Source organism: Bradyrhizobium sp. SZCCHNR1002 (genome assembly GCF_032381435.1).
Classification (GTDB): domain Bacteria; phylum Pseudomonadota; class Alphaproteobacteria; order Rhizobiales; family Xanthobacteraceae; genus Bradyrhizobium; species Bradyrhizobium aeschynomenes.
In genome coordinates, this window is record NZ_JAUHIS010000007.1 from 31,092 (window position 1) to 56,940 (window position 25,849).

23 protein-coding genes are annotated in these 25,849 nt (G+C 65.4%); 15 read left to right on the top strand and 8 right to left on the bottom strand.

All coding sequences use genetic code 11. The features are described 5' to 3' along the window. Positions 1 to 157: 157 nt before the first annotated feature. The 5 genes from QX108_RS27605 (at position 158) to QX108_RS27625 (ending at position 5,235) form a co-directional block, all read left to right on the top strand. On the top strand, positions 158 to 637 hold the full coding sequence (locus QX108_RS27605; protein ID WP_315722275.1) for a hypothetical protein: 480 nt from the start codon (positions 158 to 160) through the stop codon (positions 635 to 637). Positions 638 to 830: 193 nt separating this feature from the next. Continuing rightward, entirely contained in the window at positions 831 to 1,793 is a 963-nt protein-coding gene (locus QX108_RS27610) for a TAXI family TRAP transporter solute-binding subunit (protein ID WP_172110156.1), read from the top strand. A gap of 157 nt (positions 1,794 to 1,950) precedes the next feature. Then, positions 1,951 to 4,044: a TRAP transporter permease gene (locus QX108_RS27615; protein WP_315784140.1), complete on the top strand. Its 2,094-nt coding sequence runs from the start codon at positions 1,951 to 1,953 to the stop codon at positions 4,042 to 4,044. Continuing rightward, a complete protein-coding gene (locus tag QX108_RS27620) occupies positions 4,041 to 4,415 on the top strand; it encodes a DUF1850 domain-containing protein (protein ID WP_172110155.1) in 375 nt (124 codons plus the stop codon). Before QX108_RS27615 ends, QX108_RS27620 begins: the two co-directional genes overlap by 4 nt. 19 nt (positions 4,416 to 4,434) lie before the next feature. After that, complete coding sequence (locus QX108_RS27625) at positions 4,435 to 5,235, top strand: SDR family oxidoreductase (RefSeq protein WP_315783635.1); 801 nt, start codon at positions 4,435 to 4,437, stop codon at positions 5,233 to 5,235. Positions 5,236 to 5,346: 111 nt separating this feature from the next. Here QX108_RS27625 and QX108_RS27630 read toward each other — a convergent pair whose 3' ends face one another. Further along, positions 5,347 to 6,117, bottom strand: a complete 771-nt coding sequence (locus QX108_RS27630) for a hypothetical protein (RefSeq protein ID WP_315783637.1) — start codon at positions 6,115 to 6,117, stop codon at positions 5,347 to 5,349. Between the two features lie 326 nt (positions 6,118 to 6,443). On the opposite strand from QX108_RS27630, the gene QX108_RS27635 reads away from it, so the two are divergent. From QX108_RS27635 to QX108_RS27655, 5 genes are all read left to right on the top strand, one after another. Beyond that, on the top strand, positions 6,444 to 7,172 hold the full coding sequence (locus QX108_RS27635; protein WP_315784143.1) for a tetratricopeptide repeat protein: 729 nt from the start codon (positions 6,444 to 6,446) through the stop codon (positions 7,170 to 7,172). Between the two features lie 125 nt (positions 7,173 to 7,297). After that, positions 7,298 to 8,656 (top strand): tetratricopeptide repeat protein, encoded by a 1,359-nt coding sequence (locus QX108_RS27640; RefSeq protein ID WP_315783639.1) that lies wholly within the window; start codon positions 7,298 to 7,300, stop codon positions 8,654 to 8,656. A 120-nt stretch (positions 8,657 to 8,776) separates the two neighbouring features. Beyond that, positions 8,777 to 10,681, top strand: a complete 1,905-nt coding sequence (locus tag QX108_RS27645; RefSeq protein WP_315783641.1) for a propionyl-CoA synthetase — start codon at positions 8,777 to 8,779, stop codon at positions 10,679 to 10,681. Between the two features lie 449 nt (positions 10,682 to 11,130). Beyond that, on the top strand, positions 11,131 to 11,403 hold the full coding sequence (locus tag QX108_RS27650; RefSeq protein ID WP_315722270.1) for a hypothetical protein: 273 nt from the start codon (positions 11,131 to 11,133) through the stop codon (positions 11,401 to 11,403). A gap of 193 nt (positions 11,404 to 11,596) precedes the next feature. After that, complete coding sequence (locus tag QX108_RS27655; RefSeq protein WP_172110149.1) at positions 11,597 to 12,328, top strand: OmpW/AlkL family protein; 732 nt, start codon at positions 11,597 to 11,599, stop codon at positions 12,326 to 12,328. Positions 12,329 to 12,622: 294 nt separating this feature from the next. Here the strand turns inward: QX108_RS27655 and QX108_RS27660 are convergent, their stop codons facing one another. Then, entirely contained in the window at positions 12,623 to 13,318 is a 696-nt protein-coding gene (locus tag QX108_RS27660; protein WP_315722269.1) for a DUF1013 domain-containing protein, read from the bottom strand. A gap of 282 nt (positions 13,319 to 13,600) precedes the next feature. Between QX108_RS27660 and ispH the strand changes: the two genes are divergently transcribed. The 3 genes from ispH to rnhA all read left to right on the top strand — a co-directional run bounded on the left by ispH (position 13,601) and on the right by rnhA (position 16,153). After that, the gene (gene ispH, locus QX108_RS27665; protein WP_172110147.1) at positions 13,601 to 14,569 is read left to right on the top strand and encodes a 4-hydroxy-3-methylbut-2-enyl diphosphate reductase; all 969 of its coding nucleotides are present in this window, start codon (positions 13,601 to 13,603) and stop codon (positions 14,567 to 14,569) included. Positions 14,570 to 14,717: 148 nt separating this feature from the next. Continuing rightward, entirely contained in the window at positions 14,718 to 15,692 is a 975-nt protein-coding gene (locus tag QX108_RS27670) for a homoserine kinase (protein WP_315722268.1), read from the top strand. Continuing rightward, positions 15,689 to 16,153 (top strand): ribonuclease HI, encoded by a 465-nt coding sequence (gene rnhA, locus QX108_RS27675; RefSeq protein WP_315722267.1) that lies wholly within the window; start codon positions 15,689 to 15,691, stop codon positions 16,151 to 16,153. Before QX108_RS27670 ends, rnhA begins: the two co-directional genes overlap by 4 nt. A gap of 13 nt (positions 16,154 to 16,166) precedes the next feature. On the opposite strand, the gene QX108_RS27680 is transcribed toward rnhA, so the two are convergent. The 6 genes from QX108_RS27680 to QX108_RS27705 form a co-directional block, all read right to left on the bottom strand. Further along, entirely contained in the window at positions 16,167 to 17,324 is a 1,158-nt protein-coding gene (locus QX108_RS27680; RefSeq protein ID WP_315783645.1) for an FAD-dependent oxidoreductase, read from the bottom strand. Positions 17,325 to 17,590: 266 nt separating this feature from the next. Continuing rightward, complete coding sequence (locus QX108_RS27685; RefSeq protein WP_315783647.1) at positions 17,591 to 18,076, bottom strand: peroxiredoxin; 486 nt, start codon at positions 18,074 to 18,076, stop codon at positions 17,591 to 17,593. A 130-nt stretch (positions 18,077 to 18,206) separates the two neighbouring features. After that, positions 18,207 to 19,895 (bottom strand): long-chain fatty acid--CoA ligase, encoded by a 1,689-nt coding sequence (locus tag QX108_RS27690; protein ID WP_315783649.1) that lies wholly within the window; start codon positions 19,893 to 19,895, stop codon positions 18,207 to 18,209. A 195-nt stretch (positions 19,896 to 20,090) separates the two neighbouring features. Then, a complete protein-coding gene (locus tag QX108_RS27695) occupies positions 20,091 to 21,524 on the bottom strand; it encodes a D-alanyl-D-alanine carboxypeptidase family protein (protein ID WP_315722264.1) in 1,434 nt (477 codons plus the stop codon). A 174-nt stretch (positions 21,525 to 21,698) separates the two neighbouring features. Beyond that, complete coding sequence (locus QX108_RS27700) at positions 21,699 to 23,489, bottom strand: glucan ABC transporter ATP-binding protein/ permease (RefSeq protein ID WP_315783651.1); 1,791 nt, start codon at positions 23,487 to 23,489, stop codon at positions 21,699 to 21,701. Between the two features lie 103 nt (positions 23,490 to 23,592). Beyond that, on the bottom strand, positions 23,593 to 24,645 hold the full coding sequence (locus QX108_RS27705) for an ABC transporter substrate-binding protein (RefSeq protein ID WP_315783653.1): 1,053 nt from the start codon (positions 24,643 to 24,645) through the stop codon (positions 23,593 to 23,595). 268 nt (positions 24,646 to 24,913) lie between these two features. Between QX108_RS27705 and QX108_RS27710 the strand changes: the two genes are divergently transcribed. Together QX108_RS27710 and hisE are read left to right on the top strand one after the other, a co-directional pair. Further along, on the top strand, positions 24,914 to 25,318 hold the full coding sequence (locus QX108_RS27710) for a hypothetical protein (protein WP_315783655.1): 405 nt from the start codon (positions 24,914 to 24,916) through the stop codon (positions 25,316 to 25,318). A 105-nt stretch (positions 25,319 to 25,423) separates the two neighbouring features. Beyond that, positions 25,424 to 25,825, top strand: coding sequence for a phosphoribosyl-ATP diphosphatase (gene hisE, locus QX108_RS27715; RefSeq protein ID WP_315722260.1), 402 nt, complete (start codon positions 25,424 to 25,426; stop codon positions 25,823 to 25,825). The last annotated feature ends 24 nt before the right edge of the window (positions 25,826 to 25,849 follow it).

Below are 25,849 nucleotides of genomic sequence, written 5' to 3' on the forward strand. Positions count from 1 at the left end.
GATCGTTCGAACAAATCGCGAACGCTAGCGAAGGCGTCGACGTCGCCCGTTCGCAGCGCATGTGATCGCTTACGGATTTTCCATTCGCTGATCTCGTGATTATCCTGCAGCGTGGTTTAGAAGCATAGGCCAATAAAACACTTTGGGGATGATTCGGATGAGCCTCGCCACGAAGATCGGTTGGTTTACGGCGCTGTCACTGGTGACGTTGGCATCCGCCGCGCGGGCCGACGACTTCAAGCTGTCCAACAACCAGCGCATCGCCTGCAGCCGCGGTCTCTCCGCCGGCAAGCTGAACACAGCCGTCTGCAAGTCCTACGCCTACCTCTTCAATGTGAAGACGTCGGAGTATTTTCGCTGCCAGGTGTCGCTGTCACTGACCCGCGACAACAAGGAGGTCATCAACGTCCAGGCCGATGGTGGCTGCACCAGGAAGCCGCGGGTGTTCGACACCGACTCGAAATACGAATTCGATGCCACCGAGACCGAGCCGGCAAACACCAATTCCTTCTTTGGAAATGGCGGCTATTCGATCTGGGTGGCAGACGCGACGCAGCAGAAGGTGCGCGGCTGCATCACGATCTCGTCCGGGTTGGGCTCGGACATCTCCAAATGCCTCGACATGACCTTCCAGTGAGCCGCGGCGTGGTGTCGGTGGCCGCACTTGAGGTGCAGTCGTCCGACACCGTCAATGCCAGGTTGGGAGCGTGGCCGCGTTGCTCCCGGTCCTGCGGCTCTGGAAGAGGACGTTGCGGTCGGCCCTTCTTTCGGATGGGTTGACCCAGCGCCCGCATCCGTCCAATTTGCCGGTAAAATCAATGGGAGGATACATGCATTTCTCGAAATTCTTATGCGCTGCAACTGGATCGTTCCTGGCCGCCGCCTGCCTGCTGGCAGCTCCCGCGGCACATGCGCAGAGCTTCATCAACGTGCTGACCGGCGGCACTTCGGGCGTCTATTATCCGCTGGGCGTCGCGATCGGAAAGATCTACGGTGACAAGATCCCGAACGTGAAGACCCAGGTCCAGGCCACCAAAGCCTCGGTCGAGAACCTGATCCTGCTGCAGCAGGGCCGTGGCGAGCTTGCCTTCGCCCTCGGCGACTCGCTGAAATCGGCCTGGAACGGCGAGGAGGAGGCCGGCTTCAAGACCAAGCTGGACAAGCTTCGCACGATCGGCGCGATCTATCCGAACTACATCCAGATCGTGGCAACCGCCGAGTCCGGCATCAAGACGCTGGCTGATCTGAAGGGCAAGAGCCTCTCGGTCGGCGCGCCGAAATCCGGCACCGAGCTGAACTCGCGCGCGATCCTCGCCGCAGCCGGCATGAGCTACAAGGATCTCGGCAAGGTGGAGTATCTGCCGTTCGCCGAATCCGTCGATCTGATGAAGAACCGGCAGCTGGGTGCAACGCTGCAATCGGCCGGGCTCGGCGTCGCTTCGCTGAAGGACCTTTCGACCTCGTCGCCGATCACGGTGGTGTCGGTGCCGAAGGAGGTCGTGGACAAGATCGGCCCCCCGTTCGTGGCCGCGACCATTCCGGCCAACACCTATACCGGCCAGGACAAGGACGTGCCGACCGCCGCCGTGATCAACTATCTTGTCACCAGCTCGGCGGTCTCAGACGACCTCGCCTATCAGATGACCAAGCTGATCTTCGAGTCGCTGCCCGAGCTCGTCAATGCGCACGCCGCCGGCAAGGAGATCAAGCTCGAGACGGCGGCGCAGGAAGGCCCGGTTCCGCTGCATCCGGGCGCGATCCGCTACTACAAGGAGAAGGGCGTCCTCAAGTAGGGGAGGGCGTCGATCGCCCGGCCTGCCTCGCAGCCCGGGCATTCGCAGTCGGCTGCGCGGGAGACCCTCCCGCGCAGTTTATCGTTCAGGTGGTTGCGGCCATGGTCGGCAGCGCCTGATGGGGCGTGGGGGGATCATGACGATTGAAGCCGTGAACATGGAAACGCCGGTCAAGGTCGAGTTCGACAATTTCGAGCACGGCTTTCCCGAAGGCTTCGGTCCGGGTCGCTGGGGCTATCTCGCCTACGGCATCGGCCTGGCCTTCGCGGTGTTCCAGCTCTACGTCGCCGCCTTCAATTATCTGCCGAGCCAGGTCGTGCGGGGCGTTCATGTCGGCTTCCTGCTGCTGCTCACCTTCGGCCTGATCGGCAACTTCACCGCCAAGACCGATGCGGGGCGCATCGTGGGGTGGGCCATCGGCGCCGTCGGCTTCCTGTGCGGGCTCTATCAGTGGATCTTCTACGCGGACCTGATCGCGCGCGACGGCGATCCGACCCGTGCGGATCTCGTGGTCGGAACGCTGCTGGCCGTGCTGATCTTCGAGGGCACGCGCCGGCTGATGGGGCTGGCGCTGCCGCTGATGTGCGGCGTCTGCCTGCTGTACTGGTTCTTCGGCCAGTATCTGCCGGCGCCGCTCAACCACCGCGGCTACGACTTCGACCAGATCATCACGCATCTGTCGTTCGGCACCGAGGGCTTCTACGGCGTGCCGATCTACGTCTCGGCGACCTACATCTTTCTGTTCATTCTGTTTGGCTCGTTCCTCGAGCATGCCGGCATGATCCAGCTGTTCACCGATGTGTCGCTCGGCCTGTTCGGCCGCACCCGCGGCGGTCCGGCCAAGGTCGCGGTGTTCGCCTCGGGCATGATGGGCACGATTTCGGGCTCCGGTGTCGCCAACGTCGTCACCGTCGGCCAGTTCACGATTCCCCTGATGATCCGGTTCGGCTACCGCCGCGCCTTCGCGGCTGGCGTCGAGGCGACAGCGTCGATGGGCGGCCAGATCATGCCGCCGGTCATGGGCGCGGTCGCCTTCATCATGGCCGAGACGCTGGGCGTCGACTACTCGGTCATCGTCAAGGCTGCGGTGATCCCAGCCATTCTCTACTTCGCTTCGGCGTTCTGGATGGTGCATCTGGAGGCCGGCAAGCACGGCCTGACCGGCATGAAGCCGTCGGAGATTCCGAGCGCCTGGAAGGCACTGGTGGCGCGCTGGTATCTCGTGCTGCCGCTGGCCGCGCTGGTCTACATGCTGTTCGAAGGCTTCACGCCGCTCTATGCGGGCTCGATGGGCCTTGCGCTCACGGTGGCGCTGATCCTGGGCACCTCGATCACGATGGGCTTCTCCAACCAGGTGTTGCGCTACGTGTTCTGGATCGGGCTTGCGCTCGTGGTCGGTGCGCTGTCGCGCAACGGTCTGCAGATCGTTCCGGTCGCCTCCGTGGTCCTCGCGCTGGTCGTCATCACCGGCTTCGTGCGCGGCGGCATGGGCACCCTGCATGCGTGCCGCGACTCGCTGGCCGAAAGCGCCAAGTCCGCGCTGACCGTCGGCATGGCCTGCGCCATCGTCGGCGTCATCATCGGCATGATGACCCAGACCGGCGTCGGATCGATCTTCGGCAGTTGGGTGATCGGCCTCGGCAAGACCAGCCTGTTCGCGGCGCTGATCATGACCATGCTGCTGTCGATCCTGCTCGGCACCGGCATTCCGACCATTCCGACCTATATCATCACCGCAGCCCTCGCCGCGCCTGCGCTGGCCAAGCTCGGCGTGCCGCTGATCGCGAGCCACATGTTCGCGTTCTATTACGGCATCATGGCCGATCTTTCGCCGCCGGTGGCGCTGGCGGCGCTGGCCGCCGCGCCGATCGCCAAGGAGAACCCGGACAAGATCGGCTGGGAGGCCATGCGGATCGCGCTCGCCGGCTACGTCATACCCTTCCTGTTCGTCTATTCGCCCGCGCTGATGCTGCAACCCGGCGACCCGATGGAAGCGCATCTCGGCTTCGCCGGCGCGGTCGCGTATGCAGGCGTGAAAGCGCTGGTCGCGATCGCGCTGTTCGGCATGGTCGCGATCGGCTTCCTGTTCACGCGCATGACCGTGATCGAGCGCCTGCTGGCGTTCATCGCATCGGTCTGCCTGCTCGGCGAATTCCCCTACAGCGACGTGGTGGGCTTCGTGCTGGCGGTGGCGATTGTGGCGTGGCAGTGGCGGCAGCGGCCGCCGTCGGCCGTGGTGGCTTCCGCTTGAGCCTCTGTCTGGCGTCATCGGGCATGGTGAAGGCGCTGGCGTTGGCCGGCTTCACCTTGGCCTGGACCCATTCGGTCGAGAAGACGGCATGGCAGGAGGACTGGCGGGTGACGCCTGAGGGCCTCGCGTTGGTGCAGGCGCGTGTCAAGGGCTCCGGCGCAGGCATGGAGCCGCCGCCCGAGGCGCGGCTGGTCGACGGCTGGTTCCAATGGCAGCTACAGCGCGCGCCGCTGCAGCGGATCGTGCTCGGCAATTCCGGAGCCGCCGGCGAATGGCGGATCTGCGCCGAGGGGCAATGCCGGACGATCTCGGATATCTTCGGTCGTGACATCGGCGCCGCCACGATCACGATGAGCGCCTGCAGCGAATAACAAGCAACGGGAGAACGCGATGGGACGTCTCGAGGGCAAGGTGGCGCTGGTGGTGGGCGCCGGCTCGATCGGGCCGGGCTGGGGCAACGGCAAGGCGACGGCGGTCACCTTTGCGCGTCACGGCGCGAAAGTATTCTGCGTCGACCGCAACAGGGAAGCTGCGGCTGAAACGGCGGCGATCATCACCGGTGAGGGTGGCCGGGCCGAAGCATTCACCGCCGATGTCTCGAAGGCTGCCGAGGTCGAGGCGATGGTCAAGGCCTGCATGGCGGCCTATGGCCGGATCGACGTGCTCGACAACAATGTCGGCATTGCCGAGATGGGCAGCGTCGTGGACGTCGAGGAGGCCGAGTGGGACCGCGTGTTCGCGGTCAACCTGAAGAGCGCCTATCTCGCCATGAAGCACGTCATTCCCGTCATGACCGCGCAGGGCGGCGGCTCCATCATCAATATCTCCTCGGTGGCCTCGATCCGCCAGGTCGGCATCTCCTATGTCAGCTACGGCGCCAGCAAGGCGGCGATGAACCAGATGACGCGCACCACCGCGGTCGAGTTCGCGCCCAAGCACGTCCGCGTCAACGCGATCCTGCCCGGCCTGATGAAGACGCCGATGGTCGAGCATTCCGCGGGCTTAGCTGCGAGCTACGCCAAGGGCGACGTCGAGGAGATGTGGAAGAAGCGCGATGCGCAGGTGCCGATGGGCCATATGGGCGACGCCTTCGACGTCGCCAATGCCGCGCTGTTCCTCGCCTCCGACGAATCGAAATACGTCACCGGCATCATGCTGGTGGTCGATGGCGGATTGACCTGCCGGAGTTAGGTGTCTCCGCGTCATTGCGCGCGAAGCGAAGCAATCCAGGGCGTCAATGCGGCCCTGGATTGCTCGTCGCCTCCGGCGCCTCGCAATCAGGAGGAGGGATCGATTGCGCGGCTACTGCGCCATCGCCAGCATGCCGCCCGCGATCGCATGCCATGCCGAGGTCATGCTGATCGGCCAATTGAGAAGCTTCACCGCGATCAGCGCCAGCCCGCCATAAAGGTAGACCGGATGGACGCGCCCGAATGTACGGCGGTCGTAGACGATCGCGACGACGAGCAGCAGATAGGCGACGAAGGCCGGCGGGATGGTGACGAACACCGGCGGCGGGCCGAGTGGGCCGGGCGGCGCGAGGAAGGTGAGAAACCAGCGCGCGACGGCGGCGTCGAGCAGCGAGATGCCGGCGAGCAGCATCAGCCGCTTGTGGATTTCCGGCTTCCTGGCTTGCATCACGGCGGCCGCGAAGACGGTTGCGAAGAAGGCGATTCCGCTCAGCGGCACGATCGAAAAGGCGATGCCTGCGTCGGTCTGCCCGATCGCGGCGGATCGCTTCATTGCTTCCACCGCCACGAGGAAGCCGAAAATCGTCATCGCCGTGGCGAGCGACACGCCGACGATGCCGAACGAGCGGTGCCAGGCCGTGCGGCCCGATGCAGCGAGCCAGCTCTGCAGCGCGAAGTATAGGGTCCAGCTGAAGAACAGGAAGCCGTGGAAATGAACCACGGGCGAACCGGAGAACGCACCACGCGCCAGCGGCAGCCAGTAGGTCGGTACGAAGCCGAGAAACGCCGTGGCCATGCAGGCCAGGGCCATGTTGAAATAAAAATAGCGCGCCGGGGACGCAATGACGCCGCGTGCGCGCGAATGCTCTGTCAAAATCGTCATGGGAATTCTGTCTACGGGAACCGCAGGAGGTTCAAGCGGCGGCTCGTACGGCCCTTGGTGCCTCCGTCCCACCTCCGCGAGCGCGACATGCAGGACGTTCAATTGCACGTCAATTCTGGCGGTCGGTTCCGGCGACGGCGCAGGATTCGGCGTGGGCTGCTTGCAGGAGAGGACTGTCGCGGCGGGGCCGCCGCTGTATAGTTGGATGTCCCGTGGATTTGACCTCGATTGCCGCCCCTTTGAGAGAAGCGCTTGCCTTGTCTGAGTCCGCCTCCTCGGCTGCCAGAGCCGTTCACCGGCTCAGGTCGGGTTCTGTTGCCGTGCTCGTGGTGCTGGGCTGGCTGGCCGTGACCCCGGCGCATGCGCTGGGGGCCGCAGAGCCCGGCAAAGAGCCGGTCGCCGACGCAGGCGCCTGCCTCGCAGCGTCCGAGGCACATGACGCGGACAAGGTGATCACCGAATGCAACGCGGTCATCGACAATGGCAAGGCGACCAAAAGTGATCGCATCAATGCGCTGATCGCGAGGGCCTCGATCTTCATCACCCGTGGCGAGACCAATCGCGCCATCGCGGACTACGACATCGCCCTGCAGCTCGATCCGGCGCTCGCCAACATCTTCAATGCGCGCGGTGAGCTGCATCGGAAGAACGGCGATCGTCCGAAGGCGCTGGCAGATTTCGCCGCGGCGCTGCGGCTGAACCCCGAGCACGCCAGTGCGCGCAGCAACTACCATGCGCTCGCCCTCGAGCTCGAGCGTCTCGGCGCACAGATGGCGGTGGCGGGACGGCCGAGCTTCAATTGCGCGACGGCGCGGCGTGCCGTCGAGAAGGCGATCTGCGCCGATCCCGAACTCGCCAACCTCGATCGGGAGATCGATGCCTCGCAGGCCCGGATCGTTCACGCGGCAACACGGCCGGCCGCGATACGCGCTTTGCAGCGCGAGCAGGACGCCTTCATCGCGCGGCGCAACGCCGCCTTCGGTCGGCCCGGCTATGATCTCAAGAGGGCGATGCAGGAGCGCCTGCGGCGGCTCAATGGAGCGGACGGCCGTTAACCATCGACCGCACGGCTTGAACCGGGTTCCGGCGAAAGGCGACAATGGGAGAGACCTGCGTCTCTCAACCCGCTCCGATCGCAGACAAAGCCGAGCCCACGCCGATGCACGCTCTCGTTCATTCGATGTCCCCCCGCTCATCTTACCGCGCGCTCCGTCTCGCAGCCGGAATTGTCCTCAGCTTCGGAGCCATGCCGGCGTCGGCCGCCGACACCGATTGCGCCTCGGGCAGCAAGGCGCCGCCATCCGAGCTGATCAGCGTCTGCACCGCCGCGATCGCGCAGGCTGCGAACTCGAAGGATCAATCCATCGCGCTCGTCGCGCGCGCCGACGCGCATGCCCGCACCTCCGGTGGATTGACCCAGGCTCTGAAGGACCTCGACCGCGCCATCGCGCTGGACGGCAAGAATGCGCGTGCCTATCGGCTGCGGGGTGATCTCATGCGCGAGGCCGGCGGTGATGCCGGCAAGGCCGCGGCGGATCTGAGCATGGCGATCTCGCTCGATCCCGATGATGCGGAAGCCTATGAGCTGCGCGGCATCGTCTATACCGGCCAGCGCCGGCTCGATCGCGCACTGGCCGACTATGATCAGGCCATCCGGCTGAAGCCGGATTTTGCGCAGGCCTATGCCGATCGCGGCGTGGCCTTCTATCTGCGCGGCGACAACGAGAAAGCCGTGCGTGACTACGACGAGGCCATCCGCCTCGATCCGGACCGTCCGCGCACCTTCACCAATCGCGGTGCGGCCTACAAGAAGCTCGGCGAGATGGACAAGGCGCTCGCCGATGACAGCGAGGCCATACGACGCGATCCGAAAGTACCGGAGTATTACGACAATCGCGGCCTCACCTACGCCGCCACGAAGGACTACGACAAGGCGATCGCCGACTATGATCAGGCGATCAGGCTGCAGCCGCGCCCCAACTTCCTGACCAACCGCGGCGATGCCTATCAGTTCAAGAACGAGCTCGGCTCGGCCCTCAACGACTACGACGCCGCGCTGCGTCTCGATCCCGGCTTTGCGCTCACCTACAACAACCGCGCGGTGCTTTTCAAGAAGATGGGTGAGCGGGCGAAAGCGCTGGCCGACTACGAAGCCGCGCTGCGCCTCGATCCCGGCAACGAGAACGCAGCCAACGGCCGTCGCATCATGATCGCCGAGATCAAGAAGTTCGGCGCCGAGCCGCCGCGTCCGTTGAACGCACCGTCGGAGCGCAGCGGCCCGTCGTTCGATTGCGCCACCGCCGTGCGCGAGGTCGAGAAGGTCATCTGTGCGGACCCCCAGCTTTCCGTGCTGGATCTCGGCGTTTCCGAAAGCTACGCCCGGCTGCTGAAGTCCTCGCGCGGCCGCACCGCCGCCGAGCTGCGCAGCTCGCAACGCGACTTCATCGCCGAGCGGAACGCCCGCTTCGGCAGGCCCGGCTACGACCTTCGTCTAGCCCTGCAGCGCCGTCTGGGCGCATTGCGCGAGGCAGCGCATTGATCTGGCCGGGAAAATGACGGTGACCCCAGGTTGCGCCTGATCTGGATCAATTCATGACCGCTTGAACTGTCGCTTTGTCCCGTGACAATAGTCGGGAATAAACACAGTTGGGGAGACGTCATGAGCGCTGCGAGCCGCTATCACGAGGTCCATGCCCGGTCGCTGCAGGACCCTGAAGGGTTCTGGGCCGAGGCCGCCCGCGCGATCGACTGGATCGAGCCGGCCAAGCAGATCTTCGATCCTTCGATGGGCGCCTATGGCCGCTGGTTTGCCGGGGCCGTCGTCAACACCTGTTATAACGCGCTCGACCGCCACGTCGCCGCCGGCCGCGGTGACCAGTTGGCGCTGATTCATGATTCGCCGCTGACGAACTCCGTCACCAGGATCACCTACGCCGAGATGCTGAAGGAGGTGCAGACGCTCGCCGCCATCATGCAGGATTTCGGCGTCGGCAAGGGCGACCGCGTCATCCTCTACATGCCGATGGTGCCCGAGGCGATGGTCGCGATGCTCGCCTGCGCGCGCATCGGCGCCGTGCATTCGGTGGTGTTCGGCGGCTTCGCGGCCAAGGAGCTCGCAACCCGCATCGACGATGCGACGCCGAAGCTCGTGCTGTCGGCGAGCTGCGGAATCGAGCCCGGCCGCATCGTGCAGTACAAGCCGCTGCTCGACCAGGCGATCGAGCTGGCCGACAACAGGCCCAAGGCCTGCATCATCCTGCAGCGGCCCGAGCATGTCTGCGAGCTCAAGCCCGGCCGGGACTATGACTGGGCGGCGCTCCGCAAATCCGCGCTCGTCAACGGCAAGCTCGCTTCTTGCGTGCCGGTGCTGGCGACCGATCCGCTCTACATCCTCTACACGTCCGGCACGACCGGCAAGCCGAAGGGCGTGGTGCGCGACAATGGCGGGCATCTGGTCGCGCTGAAATGGTCGATGGAGAACCTGTACGGCATCAAGCCGGGCGAGGTGTGGTGGTGCGCCTCGGACATCGGCTGGGTGGTCGGTCATAGCTACATCATCTACGGCCCGCTGATCCATGGCGCGACCTCGGTGATGTACGAAGGCAAACCGGTCGGCACGCCGGATGCCGGCGCGTTCTGGCGTGTCATCAGCCAGCACAAGGCTGTCGCACTGTTCACCGCGCCGACCGCGTTTCGCGCCATCCGCAAGGATGACCCGGAGGGCGCCTTCCTGCGCAAATACGATCTGTCGCAGTTCCGCACGCTGTTCCTGGCCGGCGAACGCGCCGACCCGCCGACGGTGGAATGGGCCGAGCAGCAGCTCAAGGTGCCGGTGATCGACCATTGGTGGCAGACCGAAACCGGCTGGTGCATCGCCGGCAATCCGGTCGGCCTCGGCCTCTTGCCCGTCAAGCACGGCTCGCCGACGGTACCGATGCCCGGCTATCAGGTCGACATCGTCGACGAGGCGGCGAAGCCCGTTCCGGCGAATACAATGGGCTCGATCGTGATCAAGCTGCCGATGCCGCCGGGCTGCCTGCCGACCCTGTGGCAGCAGGAGGATCGCTTCAAGGAATCCTATCTCAGCGAGTTCCCCGGCTACTACAAGACCTCGGATGCCGGCTTCAAGGACGAGGACGGCTATGTCTTCGTGATGGGCCGCACCGACGACATCATCAACGTCGCCGGCCACCGGCTCTCGACCGGCGGCATGGAGGAGATCCTGGCCTCCCATCCCGATGTCGCCGAATGCGCCGTGCTCGGCATCAAGGACGCGATCAAGGGCGAGGTGCCCTGTGGTTTCCTGGTGCTCAAGGCCGGTGTGTCACGCAGCCCCTCGGTGATCGAGAAGGAGATCGTTGCGCTGGTGCGTGACAAGCTCGGTCCGGTCGCAGCGTTCAAGCTCGCGATCACCGTCGGCCGGCTGCCGAAGACGCGCTCCGGCAAGATCCTGCGCGGCACGATCAAGAAGATCGCCGACGGCGAGCAGTGGAGCATGCCGGCCACGATCGAGGATCCCAAGGTGCTCGAGGAGATCGGCGAGGCGCTGAAGAGCCGGGTGTAGTGTTTGCCTGCGTGAGGACGCTGCTCAATGTGCAGCACCGATTCGACACCTGCCCTCATGGTGAGGAGCGTCGCCCTTGCGACGTGTCTCGAACCATGAGGCCCAAGCTGTGGCCTCGTCCTTCGAGACGCCCGCCTCCCCCACCGCCGTCGTCCCGGACAAGCCGCGACGCGCAAAGCGCGTTGCGGCGCCGATCCGGGACCCATACTCCGCAGCGGTCGTGATGAGCACAAAGCCAATTGCCAGCGTGCCTCAAAAAGCTCCCTGGGGGTATGGGTGCCGGCTCAAGGCCGGGACGACAGCGTGATTCTTTATGCAGACGCGTGTCCACCGTGCATCGGCACGCAGAGGCTTCTACGTAACGTGAAAGGCGATTGCCGCACCGGGCTTGACCCGGGCGTCCATTGCCGTCAAGCAACGGCCTGCCAATGACGAGAATGGACCATTCGATGCGACAGACCTCCGCCCGCTTGGCCCTGGTGCTGATGGCCGTGCTTTCACTCACGGCCTGCGCCTCGCGCAATCAGGGTCCCGCAGTGGCGCTCGGCAATGACGACGACGATGCGGTCTGCCAGGCCGGCGGCAAGGTCGCGCCGGGATCGGCGGAATATGTCGCCTGCCGCAAGGATCGCGACGTGCAGCGGCAGCGCGCCGAGGCGCGTGCCGACCGTCGCCAGCGCGATCTCGGCGAATACATGATGAACCATCCCGACCGCCCCTGAGCGCAAGTGCAAGCGCCTCTCATGGCGCGTGACTTCACTGCAACAGTTGCGTGACATCGGCGCTGCAACAATGCCGATTGATTGAGATCAAATCCAACCCGATGGCGTCCCTGCCACATCTGTGACCGCAAGGCGCGGCTTTGCTGCGCGGATCAAGCGGAAGTGTAGCTCAAGTGTGGCTATGGGGACCTCGATGAATAGAACATTCCAACTCTCGTCGTCGCTGCTGGTGCTGGCGGCGGTCTGCGGAGCCATGAGCTCCGCGCAAGCAGCCGACCTGCCGGCGGCGCCGGTCTATACGAAGGCGCCGGTGGTCGAAGCCTGGAATCCCTGGATGATCCGCGTTCGCGCGCTGGGCGTGCTGCCAGATGCCGGCGGCTCGACCGTCAACGTCACCGGCGTGCCAGCGCTGTCGTCGCCGAATTCAGGCCTGAAGATCTCCAACCAGGTCGTGCCCGAGCTCGACATCAGCTACTTCTTCACCAGGAACATCGCCGCCGAGCTGATCCTCGGCGTCACGCGTCACTCGATCAGCGGCACCGGCACGCTGGACGGTCTCAATGTCGGCAAGGCCTGGCTGCTGCCGCCGACCCTCACACTGCAATATCACTTCACCGATTTCGGCGCGTTCAAGCCGTATGTCGGCGCCGGCGTGAACTACACGGTGTTCTTCAACCAGAGCGCGGCCAATCAGGTGTTCAACGGCCTCGCCGTCACCAACCTGCACATCTCGAACCAGTGGGGCGCCGCGGTCCAGTTCGGCTTCGACTACATGCTCGACAAGCACTGGGGCTTCAACGTCGACGTCAAGAAGCTGTGGCTGCAGCCGAACTACTCGGCGACCGTCAACGGCGCGATTCCCGTCACCGGCCGCGCCAACATCGACCCGTGGCTGGTCGGCGCCGGCATCACCTACAAGTTCTGATTTGTTGCGTTCCTCCCTGACTTGCCATGGCGCCGGAACTTCCGGCGCCATTTTTTTGGGGAGATTTGTTTGTCGCGAAGCTTCGCTTGTCGCGAGTCTCGCGCCTTCCCACCGCCGTCGTCCCGGCGAACGCCGGGACCCATACTCCGCAGCGGGAGTGAGGCAGGAACACTGGGTCACAGCCAGCTCGGGCCGTCACGCAAGCCGGTGGTTATGGGTCCCGGCGTTCGCCGGGACGACGCTGTTGTTGGAGCGGGCGGCCGCGAATTGACCTGAGAAAACGACGCGCGCGTCCTATTCCTCGTCCTCGTCCTGCTTCTTGCCGCCGATGGTCTTGAGCTTGGCGAACACGGCGTCGACGTTGAGGTCGTCCTCGTCGCGCCCCGCAGGCTCGTACTCGTCCTTGCGGGTGGTCTCGGAGGCCGGCAGCAGGGTGGCGCCGCTGTAATTGGCGTCGAGCGGCTTCTCCTTGGCGGCGCGCTGCACCTCGAAATCGAGCTCGATCTGCGAGCACAGGCCCAGCGTCACCGGGTCCATCGGCGTCAGCGTCTGCGCGTTCCAATGGGTCCGGTCGCGCACGCTGGCGATGGTGCTCTTGGTGGTGCCGACCAGGCGCATGATCGAAGCGTCCTTGAGCTCGGGATGGTTCCGCACCAGCCACAGGATGGCGCTCGGGCGCTCGTGGCGGCGCGACACGGGGGTATAGCGCGGGCCCTTGCGCTTGGGCTGCGGCGGCAGCACGACCTTGCTCTCCTGCAGCCGCAGGCGGTAATTCGGGTCGCGCTCGGCCTTCTCGATCTCCTCGCGGGTGAGCTGGCCGGTCGAGATCGGGTCCATGCCCTTGATCCCCTGGGCGGCGTCGCCGTCGGCGATGGCGCGCACCTCCAGCGGGTGCATCTTGGTAAAATCGGCGACCTGGTCGAAGGTCAGAGCGGTATTGTCGACCAGCCACACGGCCGTTGCCTTCGGCATCAGCGGGGCGTTGCTCATGGCAAATCTCCTTTGTGCTCCGCCCACTCTTCGGAGGCGAAACCTGCGGTCATCGACGATGACGGGAATTGGCCCTATATAAGCCGTCCCGGGGGCGGGGCGCAATGGCCTCACCAGAACGGCCTTGACAGCGCTCGAAAGCAGTCCCAAGTCCTACCCAAACGAGCTCTAGCTCAAGCCGTGACGTCTCGACCGTCCCCGCATGCCGGCCCGGGGTTTTCCGGTCGCCGCAACAAGCCCGCACAGATCAGGCCAATAGATCAGCCCATGTCAGATCACCCGATGGCAGCCAAACCAGACCTCAAAATCGTGCTTTGCTCGCCCCGCGGCTTCTGCGCCGGCGTGGTCCGCGCCATCGACACGGTGGAACGGGCGCTCGCCATCTATGGCGCCCCGGTCTATGTCCGCCACGAGATCGTGCACAACAAATACGTCGTCGACAGCCTGAAGACCAAGGGGGCGATTTTCGTCGAGGAGCTGGCGGAAATTCCTGACAGTACCAACGCACCGGTGGTGTTCTCGGCCCATGGCGTGCCGAAATCGGTTCCAGCCGAGGCCCAGGCGCGCAATTTCTTCTCCCTGGACGCGACCTGTCCGCTGGTCACCAAGGTCCATCGCGAAGCCGCCATCCACTTCAAGCGTGGCCGCGAGATCCTGCTGATCGGCCATTCCCACCATCCCGAGGTGGTCGGAACTGTCGGTCAGCTGCCTGCGGGCGCCGTGACCCTGATCGAGACCGCCGAGGACGCGGCGACCTTCACGCCGAAGGACCCGAACAACCTCGCCTTCGTGACCCAGACCACGCTGTCGATCGACGACACCGCCGACATCGTGGCGGTGCTCAAGGGCCGCTTCCCGAACATCTCGGGCCCGCACAAGGAAGACATCTGCTACGCCACCACCAACCGCCAGCTGGCGGTTAAGAAGGTGGCGCCGGTGGTCGACGCGCTGATCGTGGTCGGCGCGCCGAACTCGTCGAACTCGCAGCGCCTGCGCGAGGTCGCCGAGCGCGAAGGCTGCCCGATCGCCGTGCTGGCCCAGCGCGCCTCCGACATCGACTGGGCCCGCTTCGAGGGCATCAAGAGCCTCGGCATCACCGCCGGCGCCTCGGCGCCCGAGGTGATCGTCGAGGAGATCATGGGCGCCTTCGCCGAGCGCTACGTGCTCCACGTCGAGACCGTTTCGGCTGCCGAGGAGAACGAGTTCTTCCCGCTGCCGCGCTCGCTGCGGCCGGAAGCTGCGGCCGAGTAAATCGGGCGCCGTCTTTTCCGCCCTCGACGGCCCGTTGGCCTTGAACGCGGCGCCCGCATGCGCGATGAAGGGCGCAACGGGCCTGTTCGATGACGAAGTTCGCATCGGAGAGGCGGGGGCAGGCGAACTTCGATCACTGGGATAGCGCATGGCGGTCTACACCGATGTCGCCGCCGACGAGCTTGCGGACTTCCTCAAGACCTATGACATCGGCGAGCTGCTCTCCTACAAGGGCATCGCCGAAGGCGTCGAAAACTCCAACTTCCTGCTCCACACCACCAAGGGCTCCTACATCCTCACGCTCTACGAGAAGCGCGTGGCGGTGGACGATTTGCCGTACTTCCTCGGCCTGATGGCGCATCTCGCCGAGCGCGGCGTCAGCTGCCCGCAGCCGGCGCGCAACCGCGACGGCGCGGTCTGTTCGAGTCTGTCGGGCCGGCCGGCGGCGATCATCAACTTCCTGGAAGGGATGTGGCCGCGCAAGCCGAACGTTACGCATTGCGCCGGTGTTGGCGAAGCGCTGGCGCGGATGCATCTGGCCGGCCGTGATTTCCCGCTGGTGCGCAAGAACCCGCTCTCGGTGTCCGGCTGGAAGTCGCTGTTCGCCCAGGCGGCCGATCGCGCCGACACGGTGCAGGCCGGTCTCTCGGTGCTGCTCTCGACCGAGCTCGGCCATCTCGAGCGCTCCTGGCCGACCCACCTGCCGGAAGGCGTCATCCATGCCGACCTGTTTCCGGACAACGTGTTCTTCCTCGGTGACAAGCTGTCCGGGCTGATCGACTTCCCGTTCTCCTGCAATGACATCCTCGCCTATGACGTCGCGATCTGCCTCAACGCCTGGTGCTTCGAGGCCGATCATTCGCTCAACGTCACCAAGGCGCGCGCCTTCTTCAATGCCTATGGCCGCGCGCGGCCGCTATCGGACGCCGAGCTGGAGGCGCTGCCCTTGCTGGCGCGCGGCGCCGCCATCCGTTTCCTGCTGACACGCCTGGTCGACTGGTTGAACGTGCCCGCAGGCGCGCTGGTGAAGCCGAAGGACCCGCTCGAATATGTCCGCAAGCTGCGCTTCCACCAAGCGGTGACCAGCGTGCGCGACTATGGCGTTGGAGGAGCTGCCGCGTGAGTGAGCACCCGGTCGTCAGCATCTACACCGATGGCGCCTGCTCGGGAAATCCGGGGCCGGGCGGCTGGGGCGCGATTCTTCGCTTCGGCGACAAGGAAAAAGAGCTGAAGGGCGGCGAGCCGCACACCACCAACAACCGCATGGAGCTGATGGCGGCGATCTCGGCGCTGGAGGCGCTGAAGAAGTCGTGCCAGGTCGAGCTCTACACCGACAGCCAATATGTCCGTCAGGGCATCACCGGCTGGATCCACGGCTGGAAGCGCAACGGCTGGAAGACCGCCGACAAGAAGCCGGTCAAGAACGCCGAGCTGTGGCAGCGCCTCGATGCCGCGCTGAAGCCGCACAAGGTCAATTGGCACTGGGTGAAGGGCCACGCCGGCCACCCCGAGAACGAACGCGCCGATCAATTGGCGCGCGACGGCGTGGCGATGGCGCGGATGCAGAAGAACGTGCGCGGTTGACGTTGCGGCGCAATCACGGATGCCCGGGCGAACTCCGCTCGATGGCAAAATCTTCCAGGAGCGGTGAACTACGGCCCTCGATCAAGGCAGCGATCAGCTCGGAGGCGAGATAGCTGAAGGTGATCCCGTTGCCGCCGTATCCATAGGCTGCATAGATGTTGGGAACGCGCGGAACAGGGCCGATCAGAGGCAGCCCGTCATCGGTCGTATCAAACGTTCCGGACCACTGATAGTCGAAATCGACGATCGCGCGCGGCCACAGCGCCGAGAGTTCTGCGGCGAGCCGCCGCGACTTGTCCGGAATGGCGCGGTCGCGCGCTTCGGGCTCGATGAGCTCCTCATCATCCTCTCCCCCGAAGATGATGCGCCCGTCAGCCGTGGTCCGGCCATAGTGATAGTCCTCGCTGCTCTCCCAGATCAGCACGTCGTCTCGCCAGAGATTTTGTGGCTGCGGCTTGGTGGCGACGGCCCAGCTCGACGCGACGCGATGGATCGTCGGCTGGATGATTGCGGGCATCGCATATCCTGTCGCCAGGACGATGTGACGGGCTTCGATCTCATGTCCACTGTCGAGGCCGACCGTGGCACTTGCCCTGCCGCTGTCAAAGGCGACCGCATTACCATGGACCAGCCGCGCGCCCTGCGACAGCGCGAGGGACAGCAGACCGCTTGCGAGCTTGACCGGATCGGCTTCGGCTGCGCCGGGAGACAGGATCGCCCCGGCGCGGGCAAACCCGAAATTCTCGAGCAGGGTTCGGTGATCGAGAAATGTGCCGGGAAGGCCAGCCCGAACGCGTTGCTCCAGTTCTTCCCGCAGCGAGCGGGAATCATCCTCTCGCGCAAGATAGAGCGATTGTCTCGGCCGCAGCTCGCCAGGCAGCCTGCGCTCCCCGACCAGGCGCATCAATTCGTTCACCGCCCGCAGACTGGCCTGATAGCATCGCGCAGCGCGCTCGAATCCGATCATCACCGACAGCTCGCTCAACGAACGGTCGATCTCCCACAACAGCATGGCCGTGCTGGCAGCCGTACTGCCGCGGCAGGGCTTTTCGCGATCCATCACGACGACGTCCCGGCCTTGGCGGGTCAGCCGTTCGGCCATCATCGCGCCGGTAATCCCGGCGCCAATGATCAGAACGTCGCAGCGGAAGTTTGAAACGACGGCGGCCATCGGAAACGAAGGTGCAGCCGCCCATGGCGGGCGCGCGCTGCGGACATCTTCCTGCGCCAGTTGCTCGGTCTGCTCGCTGAAGATGCTGGCCTCCCCTTGTTCCAAGAACCGGGGCCTACAACGCGTCCGAGCGGCTTTTGTTCATCGAAGATTGGCGCCGCGACGGCTGCCGTGCTCTTCTCGTGGTAGACGCCGGCTCGATCCAAGCAGAGAAAAAAAGCCCGCGGGGGCGCCGCGGGCTTTCGGATCAGGTCAGGAAAGCAGGATCACAGCTGCCCGAGCAGCGTGTCGCCGCCGGAGACCTCGACCTTGCCGGGGGCGGCTTCGAGGTTGAGCTTCGTCACCTTGCCGTCCTCGACCAGCATCGAGTAGCGCTTGGAGCGGATGCCGAGGCCGGCGCCGGAGGCGTCGAGTTCCATGCCGATGGCCTTGGTGAATTCGGCATTGCCGTCGGCCAGGAACACGGCTTCGTCGCGCTGGTCGGTGTCGCGCTTCCAGGCGTTCATGACGAAGGCATCGTTGACCGAGACGATCGCGATGGTGTCCACGCCCTTGTCCTTCATCGCATAGGCGTTGAGGAAGATGCTGGGCAGATGCATCTTGTGGCAGGTGCCGGTGTAGGCGCCGGGCACCGCGAACAGCGCCACCTTCTTGCCCTTGAAGATGTCGTCGGTGGTTTTGACCTGCGGGCCTTCGCCGGTCATGACGCGGAACTGAGCCGCCGGCAGCTTGTCGCCTACCTGAATGGTCATTTGAAATACTCCTTCCCCTGGATGTGTGGTGCGCGAGACGCACCACACTATTCGGCGGGCCACAAACGGCAACGGTCCGCCGTGTTCACGTGTCCGTCATCGCACGCCCGGCATTGCCGCGACAATGGTCTCAAGCTGCTGCGGCTGACTTCTTCTCGTCGCGCAGCTGCCGGCGCAGGATCTTGCCGACATTGGTCTTCGGCAGCTCGGTCCTGAACTCGATCAGCTTCGGCACCTTGTAGTTGGTCAGCTGTTCGTGGCAGTGCTTGATGATGTCCTCGGGCGTGAGGTTGGGATCCTTCCTGACGATGAACGCCTTGACGACCTCGCCGGTCTTCTCGTCCGGCAGGCCGATCACGGCGGTCTCCAGCACGCCCGGATGGGTGGCGATGACCTCTTCGACCTCGTTCGGATAGACGTTGAAGCCGGAGACCAGGATCATGTCCTTCTTGCGGTCCACGATCTTGACCGAGCCGTCCGCGGCCATGATGCCGACGTCGCCGGTGCGGAAGAAGCCGTCCGCCGTCATCACCTTGGCGGTCTCGTCGGGACGATTCCAGTAGCCCGCCATCACTTGCGGGCCCTTGGCGCAGATCTCGCCGGGCTGTCCCAGCGGGACCTCGTTGCCGTCGTCGTCGCGGATCGACAGCCAGGTCGACGGCAGCGGCAGGCCGATCGTGCCGGTGAATTCCGTCGAGGTCGGCACGTTGCAGGTCAGCACCGGCGCGGTCTCCGACAGGCCGTAGCCCTCGGCGATGCTGCAGCCCGTCACCTGCTTCCAATGCTCGGCCACAGGGCGCTGCACGGCCATGCCGCCGCCGTTGGAGACCTTCAGCTTGGAGAAGTCGAGCTTCTTGAAATCAGGATGGTGCAGCAGGCCGTTGTACAGCGTGTTGACCGCCGGGAAGGTGTTGACCTGGTACTTCATCAGCTCCTTGATGAAGCCGGGAATGTCGCGCGGATTGGGGATCAGCAGATTGGCGCCGCCGGCGCGCACCGCGAGCAGGAAGCAGCAGGTCAGCGCGAAGATGTGGTAGAGCGGCAGCGCGCAGACGATCAGCAGCTGATCCACATGCGGCGGCCGGTCCATGACCGGCTGCAGCCAGGCGTCGTTCTGCAGCACGTTGGCGACGACGTTGCGATGGAGCAACGTGGCGCCTTTGGAGACGCCGGTGGTGCCGCCGGTATATTGCAGGAAGGCGACGTCGTCGGGGCCGATCGCAGGCTTCTGGAAGCGCTTGCTGCGGCCGGCGGCCAGCGCTTCGTTGAAGGGCACCGCGCCCGGCAGCGAGAACGCCGGCACCATCTTCTTCAGGCGCCGGACGACAAGATTGACGATGACGCCCTTGAAGCCGAGCAGGTCGCCCATGCTGGCGATGACGATGTGCTTGACGCTGGTGTGCCCCACCACCTGCTGCACCGTGTGAGCGAAGTTCTCCAGCACGATGATCGCCTCGGCGCCGGAGTCCTTGAGCTGGTGCTCCAGCTCGCGCGGCGTGTAGAGCGGGTTGACGTTGACGACGGTGTAGCCCGCGCGCAGCACGGCCGAGATCGCGATCGGGTATTGCAGCACGTTCGGCATCATCAACGCGACGCGCGCGCCCTTGGCGAGCCCCAGGCCCTGCAGGTAGGCGCCCATCGCGATCGACATGTCGTCGAGCTCGCGGTAGCTGATCGCCTTGTCCATGCAGATGAAGGCGCGGCGGTCAGCGAACGTCTTGAAGCTTTCCTCCAGCAGATCCACCAGCGATTGGTATTTGCTGGGATCGATGTCGGCGGGAACGCCGGCTGGGTAGTGCTTGAGCCAGATGCGCTCCATGAACCTTCCTCTCTGATCGTCTCTTATGGTCGCTTGACGTGTCTGCGGCTCCGGTCAGAGCCGGGCGGCATTCGGCGGCCAATATCGAATTTCCGGCCGAGCAAGGCAAGCGGCCGGGGCGTAGACGAAAGAGGCAGGGTAAAGGCTGCGGACGCTGGCGATGGACGGCTAAACCGCCCGGCGTGCGGCGCAGTATCAGCCGTCCTTTGGCGCCGGCTTGCCGGCGGTCTTGGGCTTGGCGGCGGCCTTGGGCTTGCCGGGCTTGGCGGCGTCGGATCCAGGTTTTTCCGCTGATTTCGGGGCAGCTTCGTGCTTGGCTGCGACGGGGCGCGCGGCAGCTGGCTTGGCGTCGGACACCTTCGCGTCACCGGGCTTGGCGGCCGTCTTGGATCCGGCCTTGGCGTCGCCGTCGCTCTTGGCCGCGGTCCGGGTTGCGGGCTTGGCGTCCTTCTTGGCAGCGGCATGCGCCTTCTTGCCGCGGTGTCTCGCCGAAGCCTGGGCATCGGCGTCCGCCGCCACGGCGGCGATGAGGGCCGCACCGGTGCGGGTCGGGCCGGTATAGACGAGCACCGGCTCGGACGGCACCGGCGCCGCCGCCAGGATCTCCGACGGCTTCAGCGCCGGAGCCTGCAGTCCGGCGAGCAGCGTGCCGCCGGTGGCTTCACCTTCGGCCCCCGCGATCGTCTCCTCGCCGTCATCATCGCTCGCAGGGCGATGCCGCCGGCCATTGCACATGTCGTCGCGCAGATTCGGCGGGGTGGCGGCGACCGGAACGAGCTGCTCGACATTGCCGAGCGGCGCCTTCAGCCAGGTGAGCTGGTTGGTGTTGAAGCCGCGATCCAGCATCTGGATCGCGCGCACGGCGCGCATCTGGCCCGAGCTGGCGCCGAGCACGACCGCGATCAGGCGCTTGCCGTTGCGGGTGGCGGAGGCGACCAGATTATAGCCGGAGGCGCAGATGAATCCGGTCTTGAAGCCGTCCGCACCCGGATAGCGCCCGATCAGCCGGTTGAAGTTCTGTACGACGCGGCGGCCATAGCGGATCGAGGGGATGTGGACGAAGTACTCGTATTCCGGCAGATCGCGGATGATGGCGCGCGCCAGGATCGCGAGGTCGCGCGCCGAGGTGATCTGGCCATCGGCGGGCAGGCCGTTCGGATTGACGTAGCTCGTCTGGGTCATGCCGAGCTTCTGCGCAGTCTCGTTCATCATGATCGAGAAGCCGTCGATCGAGCCGCCGATGCCTTCCGCCAGCACCACCGCCATGTCGTTGGCCGACTTCACCAGCATCATCTTCAGCGCATTGTCGACCGTGACCTGCGTGCCCGGCCGGTAGCCCATCTTCGACGGCGACTGCGACGCTGCGGTCGGCGAGACCGTCAGCAGCGTGTCGAGCGAGGCCTTGCCGTCCTTCACGGCCTTCAGCGTCACATAGGCCGTCATCAGCTTGGTGACGGAGGCCGGGTACCACGGATAGGTCGCGTTCTGCGCCTCCAGCACCTTTCCGGTATCGGCTTCGACGAGCAGCAGCGCTTCTGCGCCGGCCAAGCGAGGCGCAAGCACGAGCGCAGCGGCGAGAGCAACGATCTTGATCGGGGCATTGCGGAACAACAGGCGAAGCGTCTGCACTGGTCTGGTCCGGTCCTTTGAGAACCCGCCTCGCGTCGTGAGGTGGGCAAACGGGCTTACGGGTTTCAAGCGTGTCCGGCGCCGCTGCGGTTGCGGCAGGCCGCGAACCTATACCGGCTCGACGCTCCAGAACAGGGGCGAGCCATTCAATTCCACGATGAAAGCGTCCCGCGATCAGGCCTTGACGGTGGTCTCGTCACCGTCCGACGCGGGGAGAGTCGCACGAGCCTTCTCTTGCACCATGAACTGGGCTTTTGCGAGTTCCGCAAAGTGTCCGCCCTTGCTGACGAGTTCATCGAACGTTCCACTTTCGATCACACGCCCGTTCTCGAATACCAGGATGCGCGTCGCGTTGCGGATGGTCGAAAGCCGGTGCGCGATCACGAAGGTCGTGCGCCCCTTCATCACCTCGTCGAGCGCGGCATTCAGCTTGGCCTCGGTGACGGCATCGAGCGCGGAGGTCGCCTCGTCGAGAATCAGGATCGGCGGATCCTTCAGCAGCGCGCGCGCGATCGACAGCCGCTGGCGCTCGCCACCCGACAGCATGCGGCCGCGCTCGCCGGCATTGGTCTCGAATCCCTGCTCGGCGCGATCGATGAAGTCGAGCGCCTGGGCCCGGGCGGCGGCGGTGCGCAGCTCCTCGTCGGTCGCGTCGGGCTTGCCGACCAGCAGGTTCTCGCGGATCGAGCGATTGAACAGCAGCGCCTCCTGGAACACGACGCCGATGTTCCGGCGCAAGGCCGCCAGCTTCAATCCGCGCACGTCCATGCCGTCGATCTTGATGAAGCCGGACTGCGGATCGAACGCGCGATGTAACAACGCGATCGCCGTCGACTTGCCGGCACCGGTCGGGCCGACCAGCGCGATGGTCTGGCCGGGGAGCGCGGTGAAGGTGAGATCCTCCACGGCCGGGCGCTTGCCGTCATAGGAGAACGACACGTCGTTGAATTCGACGAGGCCCGACAGGCGGCTGACCTCGATCGCGTCGGGTCTGTCGCGGACGGCCGGCACGGCATCGAGCACGGTGAAGAACTCGGCCAGCCGCGGCGCCTCCATGAACACGTTGTTGATGAAGGACACGACCTGCTCCAGCTTCTGGATCAGCATCGTCGCGAACGACACGAACATCACGATCTCGCCCACGGAGGTCAGCCCGGCCTGATGCAGGGCGATGCCGAGCGTGAAGATCGCGAGCACGGTGATGGTGGTCGAGGCACGGGTGATGACCGTCACCAGCGCCCACCAGCCGAGCACCGGCATCTGCACCGACAGCAACTGTCCGGCGACCGTGCGCAGGCCCTGCACCTCGGCATCGATCCTGACGAAGCTCTGCACCAGCGCGACATTGCCGAGCGCGTCGGAGGCGCGCGCCGAGAGATCGCTGTAGTGCTCCTCGACCTCGCTCTGCATGCCGTAGGTCTTGCGCACGACGAGGGTCGTGAGAACCGTGAACACCACGCACAGCACGAACAGCAGAATCGCGAGCCGCCAGTTCAGGTACAGCGACAGCGGCAGCAGCACGAGCACCGACATGATCGCTGCAAAATGCTCGCGGAAGAACGACAGCCACAGCTTCCACAGCGCATCGGTGCCGTTGATCATGACCTTCATCAGCCGGCCGGAATGCGTGCCGGAATGGAACGTCAGCGGCAGCTGCAGGATGTGCTCGAAATAGCTGGTCAGCACCGCATGGCGTTGGCGGTGGGCGAGCCGGTCGGCCTGAAGCGCGACCCACGCGCTGGCGCCGATCGTGAACAGCCCGAACGCCGCCCACGCCGCGAGCAGCGGCCAGGCGGTGCTGGTCGAGGCGTTGCTCGACAGCGAATCGACAATCCGCCCGAACAGCACGGGCTCGGCAAACTGCGCCACCGCGAGGGCGAGGTTGGCGACTGCGACGATCCAGCCCAGCCGCGCCTCCTTTCCGAGCAGCTGGAGCACGCGGGCATAGATACGGAGCAAGGACATGGCGGGCGCTTTGTGTCGGCAGTGTTTGTGTCGGCAGAGGTGGAATCGCGCCGGCTGGCGCGCGGGCGCATGTTAGCAAGGGAAAGGCTGCTGCGGCGAGCGCTCAGTTGACGAGGCGGCTGTCGGCGGGGGGCAGGAAGCCGTCGTCGAAGATGTCCGCAGGCAGAGGCCGCTTGTGGCGAAATTTGCCATCCAGCGCGAGCTGGTCGAGGGCCCGCTCGAAGCGGGCGGGATCGATGCCGCCGATGCCGTCGCGGCGGACGTCCGAGGTCAGCACGTTGTCGGCGAGCACCGTCTGTAGCCGCTCCAGCTCCAACTCGCGCGAACCATCGTCCATCCGGCCCACCACGTCGGCGACGGCGCCGGCAGGGTCCTTGATCGCGAGCTGCAGGCTGGAGGTCAGCGCCCGCAGAAAGCCTTTCACGGCCGCGGGCTGCTTGGCGGCAAAGCCTGGACTGACGATCACGGCGTGGCCATAGGCCTCGCAGCCATAATCGGCGAAGCGCAGCACCGCGAGATCGGCGGCGGGTACGCCGCGGTCGCGCAGATTGAGCGCCGAGAGGTAGGAAAATCCGCTGACGGCATCGACCTGGCCGGCCGACAGGATCGGCTCGCGCACGGCCGCGCCGACACGCGACAGCTTGATCGTCTCGGACTTGAGGTGGTTGTGCTTGACGACCGCCGGCCAAAGCCGGATCGAGAGGTCGCCCTCGGCCACACCGAGCGTCTTGCCCTCGAGGTCGGCGAGCCCGTTGATGCCGCGGCTCTTGCGGGCGATGATGGCGTAGGGCGCCTTGTTGAACAGCACGAAGACGGCCTTCACCGGCTGGCTGCCCTGGGTGTCGCGATAGCGGATCAGCTCGTTGATGTCGGCGAGCGCCATGTCGGCCTCGCCCGCGGCGACGCGGGCGATCGCATCAGGCGAGCCCTTGGCGATCGTCGTCGTGACGGTCACACCCTCGGTGCCGAACAATCCGCGGCTGGCGGCGAGCACGATTGGCGCCATGCTGCCGTCGATCGGACGGTCGAGCGCGAACATGACGGCGACGGCACGCTTGGTCTCCTCGGCGGACGCCTTCTGCGACAGACACGCAGGTGCCACGACCGCTGCGAGCAGCGCCAGGGCGAGCAGGGTGACGGGTCGTCGCATACGCATCAGGTCACGCAGGAAGGCACGAGGTCACATCGTCCGAGGTTACACCGGCGTTGTCTCGCCGGTATCCTAATCAGTTCACGGCCTCCCGCGTGTCAATTTCGTGACGGAGCGCTGGGGCCGGCGGGCGCCTGATCATGTCCGATCGAATCTGAACGGTCCATGAGCAAGACCTGCGGCGATTTGCGGCTTCGACTCCTGGTTTCGCCGGGGGAACTGTCACCCCAGTTGAGGAGTTGGTTCGCGAGATTTGATCGTACGGAGGATCCACATGATCGCACAGCGCGGAAGTTTTTCACGCTTTGGCCGTGCTACCGTCCTGGCGACGGTGGCCGCGGTGACCTTGACGGCCGTTCAGCCGACGCTCGCCTTCGCCGGCTCTGCCCCGGCTGATAAGGGCGTGGTCGCCAAGACGGCCAATGATGGCGGCCTGACCGACGTCAGCGCGCGCCGGCGGCACTATCGCGGCAATGGCGGCGCGGCCGCAGCTGCGGCGTTTGCCGGCATCGTCGGCACCGGCCTGGCGATTGCCGCGGCCCAGAACCGCCGCTCCTATTACGAGGACCACTACTACTACGGCCGCCCGGCCTATTACGGCGGCTATGGCTATGGCCAGGGCTATTATGGCGGCGGCCCGTATTACGGTGGCGGCTATCACCATCACCCGCACTGGTGATCGCAGATCATCCGAAGCGATCCGCCGGCCCCAGCGCCGGCGGATTTTTTCATGTCTGCCGCAGTCGTTAACACCGAAGCCATCGATTTTAACTATTGTGGCCCAATGACCGATTCGATCGAGCGGCTCTATCGTGCAATTCTGGCTGCGAGGGATCTTGATCCCGCGCGCTCGCGCACGGCCAAGCTGATGCAGCAGGGCACGGGCAAGATGGCCAAGAAGCTCGCCGAGGAGGCCATCGAGGTCGCCATCGACGCGGTCGGCGGTGATGTCCAGGCCGTGGTGCGGGAGAGCGCCGACCTGTTCTACAATCTCGCAGTGCTCTGGGCCGAGCTCGGCATCCAGCCCGACGACGTCTGGCGCGAGATGGAGCGGCGCGAACTGATGCTCGGCATTGCCGAGAAGCTGCCGAAATCGCCGGCGAAGGTCGCCAAGGCCGCGCCTGGACGCCTGCCGGGGCGACCGATCGTCGCGGCCGAAGGCCGGACGATCCGCAAGCGGCATTGACGCGGCACACGACCGGCACATCGC